The organism is Bacillus sp. TH22, from assembly GCF_016651015.1.
Lineage (GTDB): Bacteria > Bacillota > Bacilli > Bacillales > Bacillaceae_G > Bacillus_A > Bacillus_A mycoides.
The window spans coordinates 5,224,358-5,237,888 of record NZ_JAEKER010000001.1 but is presented as its reverse complement, the minus strand read 5'-3'; the positions used below and the strand labels follow the sequence as shown (position 1 = coordinate 5,237,888).

The following is a 13,531-nucleotide window of genomic DNA, read 5'->3' as shown; positions in this document are numbered from 1 at the left end:
TCACGTATTCAACTTAACAAATCTATAACTATGCGTAACTAACACTTTTAATATCGCATATCCTGGAATTGCTAAAATAATCCCCATAATTCCAAATAAATTTCCAAGCAGTTAAAATAATAAAAATGATAGTAATTGGATGAATGTCTAACTTTTTTCCCATTACTTGTGGTGAAATAAATTTCCCCTCTGCTAATTGTACAACCATCATGACAATAATTACTTTTAAAATCATTGCTGGCGAATCAATAAAAGCGATAATTAACGCTGGCGTTATAGCGATAATTGGCCCTACATACGGAACAATGTTTACAATCATCGCCAAAATAGCAAGTAGTACCGCATATTTAATACCAATAATAAGATAACCGATTAATAGCATAATACCGATAAATAAACTAACAATAATTTGCCCTCTAATATACGAACTAATCGCATAATGCATATCATCTAGTATTCTCTTCGCAGTCGGTTGTCTTTGCTCAGATATAAACTTTAAAAAATGATTCGGTAATTGCTCACCATCTTTTAAAAGATAGAACAAAATAAATGGAACCATTACAAATGTTAAAACAACTTCAGTAATTGTACTTAAAAATCCAGTTACATTTCCTGTTACTGATGATAATGATTTTGTAAAGTTCATTGTAGAATCTTTTACGATATTAGCAAAATCAATATTTAAACTTTCCTGCATTCTACCAATTACATTACTTTCTCCAAATTTACGTGCTGCCCTTTCGATTTCATGCCCGAAATATGGCAAGTTATCTATTAAAGCATTTACTTGATCTTTAATAATTGGAATAACCGTGACCGCAAGAAAAACAAATAATCCAAGAACAATTATATATATCGAGGCAATTGACACAATTCTCGACACACCTTTTCTTTCTAAAAGAGAAACGAATGGATGCAATATATAAAATAGTACTCCCGCTAATAATACTGGGAAAAAGATTGTTTTTAAAAATACGACGAACGGTGTAAAAACGAATGATATTTTTGTAAGTAATAATATATTTACAAACAGCAAAGCGAATCCAAGTAGTACAGCTAAATAATTTTGTTCTTTAAAAAACTTTTTCAACTTATCTCTTTTTCTTATATTTACTTTCTCCAAGTGTACCACCTCTCTAATTAGGAAAAGCCCTAAAAGGGCTTTATAAAACAATCAGTAATAGCCTTTATTTTCTTGCAGCTTTTACTACAAATGATACAATAAGAATTAACACAATTGCACCTAATAATGCTGGCACGACATGAATCCCACCAAATGATGGCCCAAAAGATCCAAATAATCTACTACCTAACCAAGCTCCTAGTAAACCAGCAATTATATTTCCAAACATACCAGCTGGAAAATTTTTACCCGTTATAGAACTAGCAATTATACCTATAATAGCACCAACTATTAATGTAATAATCCATCCCATTTTTAGTCCCTCATTTCTATTATAGTTTGTATTATCAAATACAAGAGTAGCTAAACTCTTATATAAGATTACGTATTTATCTACGCTAACCATATCCTACTATAGAAATATACCTACGAACATTTTATGTATGGAGATACATATATTATATGCAAAAAAGAAAAAAATTGTCAAACTTACCCACAAATCAATTATATTAATATATCATATTTAAAGGAGGCGTTATTATCTATGATTCATAAATTACTTCCCACTTCTTATGAAGTAGCAACATCCATTTTAAAGGTTCAAATTCCAGCTTATAAAATTGAAGCAGACTTTTTAAACAGTACTGCAATACCTCGTTTATATGATACTGTAAACGATATTCAAAATTGTGATGAAACATTCTATGGATATTTCTCTGAAAATAAACTCGTCGGCTTTATTTCTTTTATACAAGAAGAAGAACTAATCGATATCCACAGATTAGTTGTATCGCCCGATTTTTTTCAAAAAGGAATCGCAACGAAACTGCTACTTTATATATTTAACATGTTCTCGTCTTCAATGACATACATTGTACAAACGGGTAAAGCCAATACTCCAGCTCTCGCATTATATAAAAAACACAGCTTCATTGAAGTAACAGATACAACACTACCTGATGGCATGATTCTTACGCAGCTTAAAAGACAGAAAACACAAAATAATTTGACTTAATTATTTATTTATGTTATTTTTTACTTTATACAACCTTTTGCTGAGTCCAAATTTTGGAGCGGGGGAACCATTTTTGTAGCCATGCTACTTGGGGCGAATCTTTTTAAGTAGGGAAACTCTCACTTCCCGAGTCCGACAGCTAACCTCGTAAGCGTAATGGGAGAGGAAGGTGCTTTTTGCCTATGTTACACACTTTGCCTCCTTAGTTATAAATATGGAATCGATATCAATCAGAAAACTATATTTATAGAAAAGGAGACTGGTACAATGTTACGTTTATCAGATCACGCAATAAAAATGATGGAGCAAAGACTTCGACTCGAACAACACCGCACATATCAAGCAAATAAAATTGTAGATAACTTACATCACAAATACTTCTTTCAGCATATTTTTCAGCCGAAAAGATAAAAAAATGTTTATTTAAAATTAAAAACAAAAGGAATGTCTAAAAAGACATTCCTTTTGTTTTTTATATTTCCTGTGCTTTCTTTATAATATTCTCACTACATTTAAACTTGCTGTTATTGTACCCGCTATAGTAGTCACATGCCCGATACTTAATGGTCCGTTTTGTAATATTAACGTCGAATTCGCACTCGTTACATTTACAAGAAGCGTATTTGAAATGGATGGTTCCAGTATTACAGTTACTGTCGTTACATTTTGTATAAAGCTCCCTGTTACTTGTGTTCCATTCAATAGTAATCTTACAGATACTACTTCATTTCCACCATTTGCGTCTCCTTGGAAATAGTAGCTTACTAAATATATGCCTGGGGTGGATACTGTGACAGTCGTGGCACTAGTTAAAGATACACCAGTTCCATATAAAGTGGATCCCGAATTAATTGGAATATTGGCATTTGCTGCAATTGTACTTGTTGATGTAGAAAAGAAGTATCCACCACCTGTTGATATAGCAGATGATCCAGTTGGTCCAGTTGAGCCGGTTGCTCCCGTTGCTCCCATCGCACCAGTTACTCCTGTTACTCCCGTTGCACCGGTTGCTCCTCCTATTCCTTGTATTCCTGTCGGACCAGTCGCACCTGTCACTCCGGTCGAGCCGGTTGCTCCTGTTGGACCCGTTACACCTTGGGGACCTTGGATTCCTTGCGCGCCTTGAGGGCCGGTTGCTCCCATTGGGCCGGTTGCTCCCGTTGGACCCGTTTCTCCTTGGGGGCCTTGAATACCTTGGGAACCTTGGGGACCCGTTTCTCCTGTTTCTCCTGTTTCTCCCGTTGGGCCAGTGGCACCTTGAGGGCCTTGGATTCCTTGAGGGCCTTGAGGACCCGTTTCTCCCGTCATTCCAGTTACCCCGGTTGGACCAGTCGGGCCTGTTGAACCGGTTATTCCTTGTATCCCTTGAGGTCCAGTTGGGCCGGTTGGACCAATTGGACCTTGGATTCCTTGTATCCCTTGAATTCCCTGTGGGCCAGTCGGGCCTTGAATACCCTGCGTTCCTTGAATTCCTTGCGGGCCTGTTGCTCCAGTTGGACCTGTTGGGCCCCCTGGACCTTGCACTCCTTGAATTCCAGTCGCGCCGGTTGGACCTATACCTCCTTGTGGCCCCTGTATGCCTTGTATTCCTTGTGAACCGGTTGGACCTGTTATACCACTTGCCCCTTGCACTCCTTGCACTCCTTGAAGACCTGTTGGGCCAATTGGACCTTGGATTCCTTGTAGACCCTGTAGGCCTGTTGGACCGGTTGCTCCTCTTCCCCCTTGCTCACCTTGTATTCCTTGTATTCCTTGAGGACCTGTTGGACCGATTGGCCCCTGGGCCCCTTGCACTCCTTGAGGACCTGCCTGGCCTGTTGCTCCTATCGGCCCCTGTACTCCTTGTAAACCCTGTAAACCAGTTGGACCTGTTGCTCCCATCGGTCCTTGGGGACCTTGAATGCCTTGATCACCCGTTGGGCCTGTTACTCCCATCGGTCCCTGTACTCCTTGTAAACCTGTTAAACCAGTTGCTCCGGTTGGACCTATTACACCTTGCACCCCTTGTAAACCAGTTGTTCCCGTCGCTCCCGTCGCTCCTGTAGCACCAGTTGCTCCGGTTGCTCCGGTCGGTCCACCAGGAGATCCAGCTGGTCCAGTTGCTCCGGTTGGACCTCCTGGTGGACCTGTTGGGCCAGTTACTCCCGTCGGACCGGTTGAAGAACCTGTTGGGCCAGTTACTCCCGTCGAGCCCGTCGGGCCGGTTGGACCGGGATCCCCTTGCAAACCTGTTGCTCCCGTCGGACCTATTACACCTTGCACTCCTTGGATTCCTTGAGAGCCAGTAGGACCTGTTGACCCCATATCACCTTGTGGACCTTGTAAACCTTGAACACCGGTTTCCCCCTGCAATCCCATCGAACCCTGGGTCCCTTGAATTCCTTGAGAACCAATTGGGCCAGATGAACCAATTGGCCCCTGTATTCCTTGTATACCCGCTACACCTTGTAAACCACTACTTCCTAAATTCCCTTGAATACCTTGTATGCCAGTATTTCCGGTTGGGCCAGTCGGACCAATTTCCCCTTGTACTCCTTGTATACCTTGTATTCCTGCTGGACCTGTTGGACCAATTTCCCCTTGTACTCCTTGTATACCTTGTATTCCTGTTGGACCTGTTCCTCCCATTGGACCAGGTATTCCTTGGATACCTTGTATTCCTGTTGGACCCGTTGGGCCCCTTTCTCCTTGAATCCCTTGAACACCTTGAATTCCCATTGGACCTTGAGAGCCCATTGGTCCTTGACTCCCTTGAGAGCCTCTTGGTCCAGTTAAACCTGTTGGACCTGTTGGGCCAATCGCTCCCTGCACTCCTTGGATTCCTTGAATTCCTGTCGGACCTGTCGGGCCAATCGGCCCTTGTACCCCTTGTATTCCTTGCGGTCCAGTCGGTCCGCCTAAGGGACCTGACGGACCAGTTGGTCCAGTTGGCCCCGTAATACCTGACGGAAGAAAAGGAATAGGTGCTTGAAACTTACTACACTTATCTTGATTCTTCACAAGCATCTCCTCCCATGTATATATGGTGTATCAAACTAATTTCAATATATTTAAACTAGCTGTTATTACTCCTGCTAATGTCGTTACATGTCCTATACTTAATGGACCATTTTGTAATGACAAGGTGGAATTTGGAGAAGTAACTTCAATAACCATCGTATTCGAAATCGATGGTTCTAATATAAAATTACCTTTTGTAACATAAAGAATAAAACTCCCTGCGACTTGCGTTCCGTTTAACACAAGCCTTACCGAAATGGTTTCATTTCCTAAACTTGGATCCCCTTGAAAATAATAACTTATTAAATATATCCCCGGCGCACTTAACGTTATAGTTGTTGCATTTGTTAAACTAACTCCTACCCCAAAAATCGTAGAACCAGAATTTATTGGTATTAACGCATTGGCTGCAATAGCACTCGTTGCAGTAGAAAAGAAATAACCGCCCCCTCTAGGTAAACCAGTTGCTCCTGTCGCTCCTACTATTCCCGAGAAACCTATAGATCCTATACTACCAGTTGCTCCTGTAAGTCCCACCGCTCCAATTGGTCCCTGACTTCCTTGTGCTCCAACTGGGCCAATACTACCACTAACCCCTGTCATTCCACTTACTCCTGTTGGGCCTTGTATACCTTGAATACCTTGGATACCTTGAATTCCGATTACTCCCGTTTCTCCTGTATTACCTGTCATTCCCGTAATTCCTTGTATCCCCATAATCCCTTGAACACCTTGCAACCCTTGTAATCCAGTCGCTCCTGTTTCCCCCGCCTGGCCTGTTTCTCCCGTTTCACCAGTAATTCCAACGCTTCCTTGAGGTCCTTCGGGGCCCTGACTACCTTGTGCTCCTTGTATTCCTTGCGGGCCTGTTATACCGTCTTCCCCTACATTTCCTTGAGGCCCCCTAATTCCTTGCGCACCAGTTGGACCTGTTATTCCTTGTATTCCTTGAAGACCTTGAACACCTTGAGCTCCTGCTGGGCCTGTTATTCCTTGGACTCCTTGAGAACCTTGCAAACCAATAGCTCCTGTTGAGCCTGTTATTCCTTGGACTCCTTGAAGACCTTGAGCACCTTGAGCACCAGTCAACCCAATTACTCCTTGAATTCCTTGCACTCCTTGTGCTCCTTGTACTCCTGCTGCTCCTGTTTCTCCTTGAATTCCTTGCACTCCTTGTATCCCTTGTGCTCCAACTTGACCTGTTACTCCTCGGATTCCTTGTGGACCTTGTACTCCTGCCGCCCCTGTTGCACCTATTGGACCGGCTATACCTTGTATCCCTTGCAATCCTTGTGCACCTGTTGGACCGATTATTCCTTGAATACCTTGAATACCTTTATGACCTTCTGCACCAGTTGGACCGATTTCTCCCTGCGGACCTTGTATTCCTTGTGGACCTTCTGCACCAGTTGCTCCTGTTATACCTCGGTTACCTTGAGAACCTTGCGCCCCTTGTACTCCAACTGCTCCAACTACACCTTGGGAACCTTGTGCTCCTCTAACACCTTGAGGTCCAGTTGGACCTGTTATCCCTTCTAACCCTTGCATGCCTATTACACCAGTTCCCCCTGTTCCTCCCTGTGCACCAGTTTCACCCGTTACACCGGTTGGTCCACCTGGTGGGCCAGGGGGACCAGATGGACCAGTCACTCCACTAGATGGACCAATTGGACCTGTTGTTCCCGTCGGACCGCCCGGTGGTCCTTCTGAACCTTGAATACCAACGCTACCCGTCGCTCCCGTTATACCGCTTATTCCCTTTATGCCTTGAAAACCTGTTGTTCCAGCTATACCTTGTATTCCTTGCACACCTTGTGGACCTTGTATACCTATTACACCTGTTATTCCCTGAGTTCCACTTATACCTTGAGAGCCTTGTATCCCTGTAGACCCTGTTGTTCCAGCTATACCTTGTATTCCTTGTGAGCCTTGGGGACCCTGCTCTCCAGTAATTCCTTGTATCCCTTGGTTCCCTTCGTCTCCCTGTATACCAGTACCTCCTTGCTCCCCTTGTATTCCTTGCCCCCCTTGGGAACCTTGGGGACCCGTTACACCTGAGATGCCGGTTTCCCCCACCTCTCCTTGCATTCCTTGTGCTCCTGTTTGTCCTCGCTCCCCTATTTCTCCTTGTATTCCTTGGGGGCCTTGTATACCTTGACTACCAACAGGTCCTGTAGTTCCTTGTATACCTTGGATTCCTTGTACCCCAATATCGCCACTTGGTCCTTGATCTCCAATTAATCCTTGAGGACCTTGCAAGCCAATTGGACCCGTAACCCCTGACTCTCCGGTATCACCAATAGCTCCTTGTAATCCTTGAGCTCCTATCGTCCCTCTCTCTCCTTGGATTCCTTGTATCCCTTGAGGACCTTGTGGACCCGTTGCTCCTCTAGGTCCGGTGATTCCTTGTGGCCCGACTGGACCTTCATGCCCTCCAGTTGGACCAGTTGAGCCACTGTTACCAACAGGGCCAGTTGCTCCTATAAGCGGAAGAGGCAGTGCCACTCCGAATTTTTTGCAATTTCTATGATGACGCACAACAATCCCCCTTCCCAAAAATAATTACACTTTTTATATGAAATGCATTTTTACATTAAAAGTACATATTTGACCTCATTTTTAAAAAATAAAGAAGCCTATCATTTCATTTGTTTGAAATGATAGGCTTCTTTTTATAAAATACTTTATTTCCTCGCCTTAATAATAAAAGTTGTCGGCACCATCCTAGCTTTATATAAAGAACAATACTTCGTAGAAGGCTCAGTTAGTTCTTGATCAAATACACGAGATGGTTCAGGTTCTTCTATTCTTTCAACTGTAAATCCAGTTCTATTTAACTCATTTATGTATGTACTTATTTTTCTCTTATATAATGTTGCTTGTACATTTTCTCCTTTAAATGTTTCAAACGTAATAGGGATTACACATTATAACCCGATTTCCCTTTTCTCTTCGCTCTGTAATTTTTCACTTTCGCAATTGTACCGCACGCTCTTCCTCCTTCGTCTCCAGCATACATACCACACCATCTTTTACTTCCATTACGCGAATGGTCGTAAAAGACCCAGTGGCAATCCGGACATGCTTTTAACCTTCCCCACAAATTTTCTTGAATCGCTATTAAAACAACGCTTAATATTTTTGTATACACATTCTCTTCGTGTATTGGTTCATATGTAATACCTTTCATATCTTCCTTTACATGTACTTGAAATGGGTATTTTTCTAACCACTTTTGCAACGATCCTTCCCCTTCAATTGTTAGCCGAATGTCTTCTCGAAAACGTTTCAATTCATCTATCGTATGAAAAAGAAACTCTTTATGAAAATGTTTTTTCATAAATTGCTTTATATCACCTTCTGTTTGCAACAAATCAATTGGCTCTCTCGTATCATTTGGTATTCTCCATGTATTTAAAAATCCCCGAATATATTCTAATTCATTTGGTGCGTTTTGATTCAATTCCATCCACCTTCTTCTTAAAATTTACTTTTTTCTGACTTTATATATAATTATAATATAAAATAGTTAACCATCAAATAATTTTACCGGTTACAACATTAGGAGGAGTTCTATGAAAAGTTTCTCAATACCGATACGTTTCATGCTTATTTCTTCATTTTTTATGTCTTTTGGGTATTTTGCAGTATACGCATTTTTAGCTATTTATCTATTAAGCTTTCTTCATTTTTCTGCTGTTCAAGTAGGAACAGTGTTGACGGTTATGACAATCACATCACGAGTTACCCCATTATTCTCAGGATTAATCGCTGACAAAATAGGCTATATCATTATGATGATAGCCGGATTATTTTTAAGAGGAATCGGATTTATCGCTTTAGGAATATGCTCTGATTTCTATACAATTTCTATTTCTTCTGCACTTATTGGCTTCGGAACTGCATTTTACGAACCTGCTGCGCGCGCCATATTCGGCTCACAACCAGCTCATATGAGAAAAAATTTATTTACATATTTAAACCTTAGTTTTAATTGCGGTGCAATAATCGGACCAATTGCAGGAGGGTTCTTACTCTTACTCGATCCAATCTATGCTTTTTCTCTAACAGGATCTCTTATGCTGTTATTCGCTTTTATCTTTTACTTACTTAAAAATCACTTCCAAGTCACTACTGAAAACACGTCTATTACATTAGGGATACAGTCTATCTTACAAAACAAATCTTTCCTTTTGTTTTCATTTATTATGATTTTCTTCTATATTATGTTTACTCAGCTAACTGTCGCACTTCCACTTCATATGAAAAACATTAGTAATAGCAACCAGCTCGCTACACTAGTTATTACGATAAATGCAATAACAGGCGTCATATTTATGGTATTATTCCGGAAACTTTTCCATAAATACAACACACTTTCTATTATTAAATACGGTGTTTTATTAATGGGTATTTCCTTTTTACTCATTCCTTTATTCCAACATCCATATTGGCTATTTATTTGTGTAATTTTATTTACAATCGGTGAAACGCTCGTATTACCTAACGCTGATATCGCTATTGCAAATTACAGTAACGAATCGTATACAGCTACTTATTTCGGATTTTATCAACTATCACTCGCATTTGGTTTTATCGTTGGTAATTATACCGGTACATCGTTTACATCGAACTTAAACGGAATGTATGCACCTTGGCTTATTTTCGGTACATTTGGACTTATCTGCTTTATTGCATTACATATTTTATATACTAAAAAACTTATTTCTAAAGAACATGACTCCCTATGTAAAGATACGAAACACCTTTAAAAAATTACAATTTTCAAGAATTAGGAAATGCGAATTTACAATAATAAACGTATCTTTCAATACGATAAAAAACATAAAATCCTGAAGCTATCCCTTAAAGTAAATATACACCTGTTACATTTTACATATTATGGTATAATATTGTCAGATTAATAGCTATTTATCTATGTTCCACACTAACGATCTAGGAATGACAAATCAAAAGGTTTTTAAATCAGGGGGGATCTTGTGAAAAAGATAAAAGGATTTAGCCTTCTTCTATTCATCCTAATCATTTCATCCGGATGTTCAACTATAGTAGAACAGTCTTTAGAAACCGGAGGCGGCAGTATTGAATTATTAACACCAACGATTACAACAAAAGATAATGAATTAGAAATTAAGACCGAGGGCATTGATGAAAATAAAGTAACTTTTATTTATGTTGCCAATAAAAAAGTATTGGAACAAAAAATAAATAATGGTGAATCCTACAAACTTAACATTAAAGATATCGAGCACGCTCATAGGACAGACTACAAGCCAAGAGTTCAACTTTTGCAAACGAAAGATGATAACGAAGATGGAGACATGGCAACCTTTAAACAAGTTAGATATACAGTTGAAAAAAGTAGCTTTATAGTTATTTCATTTAAATATAACAACCGAAAATATACTTTTAACAGAGGGTAAATATAAGAGGTGCTAATATGAAAAGACGATGGATTTTTTGGTGGATTGGTAACATATTTTGGATTACCATTTTTGGGATATTGGCAGCTATCATTTGGCTAAGAGAGGTTGATGGTGCTGGTGTTACTCAAACACCAGAGCTTAAATTAGTGACATTTATCGTCTTATTAATTGCATTTATATTACCACTAATTATTCAAGTTGTATGGTTAATTGTTAATCTGAGAAAAAGCAGAAAAAAGAGAGGAATCTTTTTCAATATAGATTCCTCTCTTTTTTCTATGGGGATTATGCCGTGCTTTTAAAGCTGCACTACTCCCTTTTCTTTACGATGCATGTTCATCTTTCTTCTTCTTCAACAATGCTCTCTTTTTCATTGCCTTCGTTAAATATCCACCTTTAAACGAACGGATTTCATAAGAAGACATAAACGCTTTCGGTGCAATTTCATTAATAATTTCTAACAGTTCTTTTTCTCTAGAACGCTTTGCAACGATGTCTAAGCGATAACGTATAGAATTAATACCTTCGCCCTCAAATACTGTAACGCCAAATCCAGAGTGACGTAGTTCATCTACTAATTCATTACAACGGTCTAGTAAACTAACTTGATACGTAATATAACCAATTGCTAATTTATTCTCTATATAACCGCCTAATAAAAGTCCCGTACTAAAGCCAATGACATAGGCAACGATGTTCATCCAATTTGATAAATCTTGAAACACAATACCTAAACTGACAATGTAAATAGCTCCTTCTAACAATCCAACACCAGCAGCGGATCTTGTTTGATTCTTTACAAGCAAAATCGTACGGATTGTCAAAATTGGAACATAAATAATTTGAAGCACAAAAATAAGTAACGCTTGTAACATTGGTATCCACCTCTTTCAAAAAGTCTTTTGTCATAATAACATACATAACCTTTAAAAATCGATGGGTTTTTAAATTTTTTTACATTATTTTTCATACTATTGAAAAACATAAAAAAGAAGCGTATTATATTTGTCGTAAATTTGATTCCTTTCATTAGCTCGCTTAAACACAAAAAAGGAACCCCATTAGGCCCCTTCATCATAGCTCTATGTTTTTCGAAGCATGTTCCCTTTGCTTCTCTTCCTCTTTCACTAACTGCATATTTGCATAAGCTAAATTTGCAATCATTAAAAAGTGACCACCTAAAATGCCTGTACCAAATGCCCACATTTCCATTTCATGCTCAATTTCAAACATAATGATAGCCCCTAATATTGCGGCTGCAAATCGGTTTAGAACTCCTAATCCAGGAGCCTTTTCTTTCATCACGATACTTCTTCCTAATTTCTCCACTCTGCGAGCTAATAGCCAAAGACAATATGCGCTAACTGCTAAACCGATACCGAACCCTGTCACTTGTTTCCCAAACGGAGTAACCGCCCACATTAGTAGTAAACCACTAAAGATCGTATACAATTGTAATCGATATACACGTAAGGCTACTTGAATCAAAATATCCGCTCCTAATTTCACATTTTATTATGTGTCAGAAGAAAAGCAGCAACTTACACAGTTGCTGCTTTCTCTTGTTCTTGTTCCATTTTTTGAATTTCAACACGTTTAATTTGATAAGCATCTTTTTCTAACACTTTAAATTCATAGCCTTCTGCTTCAACGTATTGTCCTTCTTCGATTTCATGATTTTGCATCATAATCCATCCACCGATTGTATCCACATCGTCTTCTTCAATGTGTAATCCAAACAAATCTTTTACTTCTGAGATAAGCACTTTTCCATCAACAATTTTATGATACTCGTTCACATGTTGAATTGGTGGTGCTTCATCTTCATCATATTCATCACGAATTTCGCCGACGATTTCCTCCAATATATCTTCAAGCGTTACAATTCCAGCTGTTCCTCCGTACTCATCATATAAAACAGCCATTGGAATTCGCTTCTTCTGCATTTGCAGTAATAAATCATGAATTGGAGTCGTTTCCATAACTTCAATAATCGGACGCATATACGTGCGAATCGATGATAAATCTTCTTGATCGTTGTTCATATATCGAATAAAGAAATCTTTTACGTTGACCATACCGATAATATCATCTTTATCTTCTCCAAAAATCGGATAACGTGTGTATCGTTCATTTTGGATTACTTTCATGTGTTCTTCTACTGAATCTTCAAGATAGAAACCAACGATTTCTGTACGCGGTACCATGATTTCTTTCGCAATGCGATTATCAAATTCAAAGATATTATTTACATACTTGTATTCAGCTTGATTAATTTCGCCACTTTCATAGCTATCCGAAAGAATAAGACGTAATTCTTCTTCTGTATGAGCTACTTCATGTTCAGAAGCTGGTTTCAAACCGAATAAACCAGTTATAACACGAGCTGAACCGTTCAATACCCAAATAAATGGATACATGATTTTATAGAACATCATTAACGGAGTTGCCAATAACAACGTTACTTTTTCAGCCTTTTGAATTGCCAGCGTTTTCGGAGCTAATTCCCCTACTACAACGTGTAAATATGTCATTAGCATAAAAGCAAGACCAAAAGTTAATACTGATGAGATAGAAGGATTTATGTTCCATTTCTCAAATAACGGGTGTAATAACTTTTCGATTGTCGGTTCACCTAACCAACCTAATCCCATAGCTGTAACTGTAATACCTAATTGACAAGCAGATAAATATTCATCTAAATTTGTTGTTACCTTTTTCGCTGCTAAAGCACCGCGTTTCCCTTCCGCAACAAGCTGATCAATACGACTTGAACGTACTTTTACAATCGCAAACTCTGCTGCTACGAAAAATCCAGTAAATGCGATTAAAATCGCAACCATGACTAAATTAAATATTTCCAATGAATCCCCTTAGTTAAAAAACTAAGGTGTCCACCTCCTGTATACTATAATGTTTTCTTATTTGTTCGTTAGAAAACATAGC

12 protein-coding genes, 2 pseudogenes and 1 riboswitch are annotated in these 13,531 nt (G+C 39.1%); of the genes and pseudogenes, 5 read left to right on the top strand and 9 right to left on the bottom strand.

The features are described 5' to 3' along the window. A pseudogene (locus tag JFU18_RS26715) lies at positions 1-1,123 on the bottom strand (AI-2E family transporter). A gap of 64 nt (positions 1,124-1,187) precedes the next feature. Continuing rightward, positions 1,188-1,436 (bottom strand): GlsB/YeaQ/YmgE family stress response membrane protein, encoded by a 249-nt coding sequence (locus tag JFU18_RS26710; protein ID WP_002033357.1) that lies wholly within the window; start codon positions 1,434-1,436, stop codon positions 1,188-1,190. Between the two features lie 231 nt (positions 1,437-1,667). Here JFU18_RS26710 and JFU18_RS26705 point away from each other — a divergent pair, with 231 nt between their 5' ends. Together JFU18_RS26705 and JFU18_RS26700 are read left to right on the top strand one after the other, a co-directional pair. Continuing rightward, complete coding sequence (locus JFU18_RS26705) at positions 1,668-2,138, top strand: GNAT family N-acetyltransferase (RefSeq protein WP_085311949.1); 471 nt, start codon at positions 1,668-1,670, stop codon at positions 2,136-2,138. A gap of 28 nt (positions 2,139-2,166) precedes the next feature. Further along, positions 2,167-2,308, top strand: a riboswitch (cyclic di-AMP (ydaO/yuaA leader). Between the two features lie 97 nt (positions 2,309-2,405). Then, on the top strand, positions 2,406-2,549 hold the full coding sequence (locus tag JFU18_RS26700) for a hypothetical protein (RefSeq protein WP_000945244.1): 144 nt from the start codon (positions 2,406-2,408) through the stop codon (positions 2,547-2,549). An 81-nt stretch (positions 2,550-2,630) separates the two neighbouring features. On the opposite strand, the gene JFU18_RS26695 is transcribed toward JFU18_RS26700, so the two are convergent. The 4 genes and pseudogenes from JFU18_RS26695 to JFU18_RS26680 form a co-directional block, all read right to left on the bottom strand. After that, complete coding sequence (locus JFU18_RS26695) at positions 2,631-5,144, bottom strand: BC_3345 family exosporium-associated protein (protein ID WP_201034118.1); 2,514 nt, start codon at positions 5,142-5,144, stop codon at positions 2,631-2,633. A 24-nt stretch (positions 5,145-5,168) separates the two neighbouring features. Then, on the bottom strand, positions 5,169-7,676 hold the full coding sequence (locus JFU18_RS26690; RefSeq protein WP_201034119.1) for a collagen-like protein: 2,508 nt from the start codon (positions 7,674-7,676) through the stop codon (positions 5,169-5,171). A gap of 146 nt (positions 7,677-7,822) precedes the next feature. Further along, positions 7,823-8,056, bottom strand: a pseudogene (locus JFU18_RS26685) (SAM-dependent methyltransferase); the annotation flags it as partial. A gap of 2 nt (positions 8,057-8,058) precedes the next feature. Further along, positions 8,059-8,601 carry a CGNR zinc finger domain-containing protein gene (locus tag JFU18_RS26680; protein ID WP_085311951.1) on the bottom strand — a complete coding sequence of 181 codons (543 nt, stop codon included), beginning with the start codon at positions 8,599-8,601 and terminating at the stop codon, positions 8,059-8,061. A gap of 112 nt (positions 8,602-8,713) precedes the next feature. Here JFU18_RS26680 and JFU18_RS26675 point away from each other — a divergent pair, with 112 nt between their 5' ends. The 3 genes from JFU18_RS26675 to JFU18_RS26665 all read left to right on the top strand — a co-directional run bounded on the left by JFU18_RS26675 (position 8,714) and on the right by JFU18_RS26665 (position 10,887). Then, the gene (locus JFU18_RS26675) at positions 8,714-9,910 is read left to right on the top strand and encodes an MDR family MFS transporter (RefSeq protein WP_201050377.1); all 1,197 of its coding nucleotides are present in this window, start codon (positions 8,714-8,716) and stop codon (positions 9,908-9,910) included. A 228-nt stretch (positions 9,911-10,138) separates the two neighbouring features. Continuing rightward, on the top strand, positions 10,139-10,582 hold the full coding sequence (locus tag JFU18_RS26670; protein WP_201050375.1) for a hypothetical protein: 444 nt from the start codon (positions 10,139-10,141) through the stop codon (positions 10,580-10,582). 17 nt (positions 10,583-10,599) lie between these two features. Further along, on the top strand, positions 10,600-10,887 hold the full coding sequence (locus tag JFU18_RS26665; RefSeq protein ID WP_201034121.1) for a DUF3923 family protein: 288 nt from the start codon (positions 10,600-10,602) through the stop codon (positions 10,885-10,887). A gap of 21 nt (positions 10,888-10,908) precedes the next feature. On the opposite strand, the gene JFU18_RS26660 is transcribed toward JFU18_RS26665, so the two are convergent. The 3 genes from JFU18_RS26660 to JFU18_RS26650 all read right to left on the bottom strand — a co-directional run bounded on the left by JFU18_RS26660 (position 10,909) and on the right by JFU18_RS26650 (position 13,449). Beyond that, entirely contained in the window at positions 10,909-11,460 is a 552-nt protein-coding gene (locus tag JFU18_RS26660) for a DUF2179 domain-containing protein (RefSeq protein WP_002190204.1), read from the bottom strand. A 199-nt stretch (positions 11,461-11,659) separates the two neighbouring features. Beyond that, entirely contained in the window at positions 11,660-12,073 is a 414-nt protein-coding gene (locus tag JFU18_RS26655) for an ATP synthase subunit I (RefSeq protein ID WP_085311953.1), read from the bottom strand. 53 nt (positions 12,074-12,126) lie between these two features. Beyond that, positions 12,127-13,449, bottom strand: coding sequence for a hemolysin family protein (locus JFU18_RS26650; protein ID WP_002137356.1), 1,323 nt, complete (start codon positions 13,447-13,449; stop codon positions 12,127-12,129). Between the last annotated feature and the right edge of the window lie 82 nt (positions 13,450-13,531).

Bases quoted from the DNA above. Each gene is read 5' to 3' on its own strand.
- JFU18_RS26695 (WP_201034118.1), bottom strand. From the start codon at position 5,144: ATGCTTGTGAAGAATCAAGATAAGTGTAGTAAGTTTCAAGCACCTATT.
- JFU18_RS26710 (WP_002033357.1), bottom strand. From the start codon at position 1,436: ATGGGATGGATTATTACATTAATAGTTGGTGCTATTATAGGTATAATT.
- JFU18_RS26665 (WP_201034121.1), top strand. From the start codon at position 10,600: ATGAAAAGACGATGGATTTTTTGGTGGATTGGTAACATATTTTGGATT.
- JFU18_RS26700 (WP_000945244.1), top strand. From the start codon at position 2,406: ATGTTACGTTTATCAGATCACGCAATAAAAATGATGGAGCAAAGACTT.
- JFU18_RS26660 (WP_002190204.1), bottom strand. From the start codon at position 11,460: ATGTTACAAGCGTTACTTATTTTTGTGCTTCAAATTATTTATGTTCCA.
- JFU18_RS26675 (WP_201050377.1), top strand. From the start codon at position 8,714: ATGAAAAGTTTCTCAATACCGATACGTTTCATGCTTATTTCTTCATTT.
- JFU18_RS26705 (WP_085311949.1), top strand. From the start codon at position 1,668: ATGATTCATAAATTACTTCCCACTTCTTATGAAGTAGCAACATCCATT.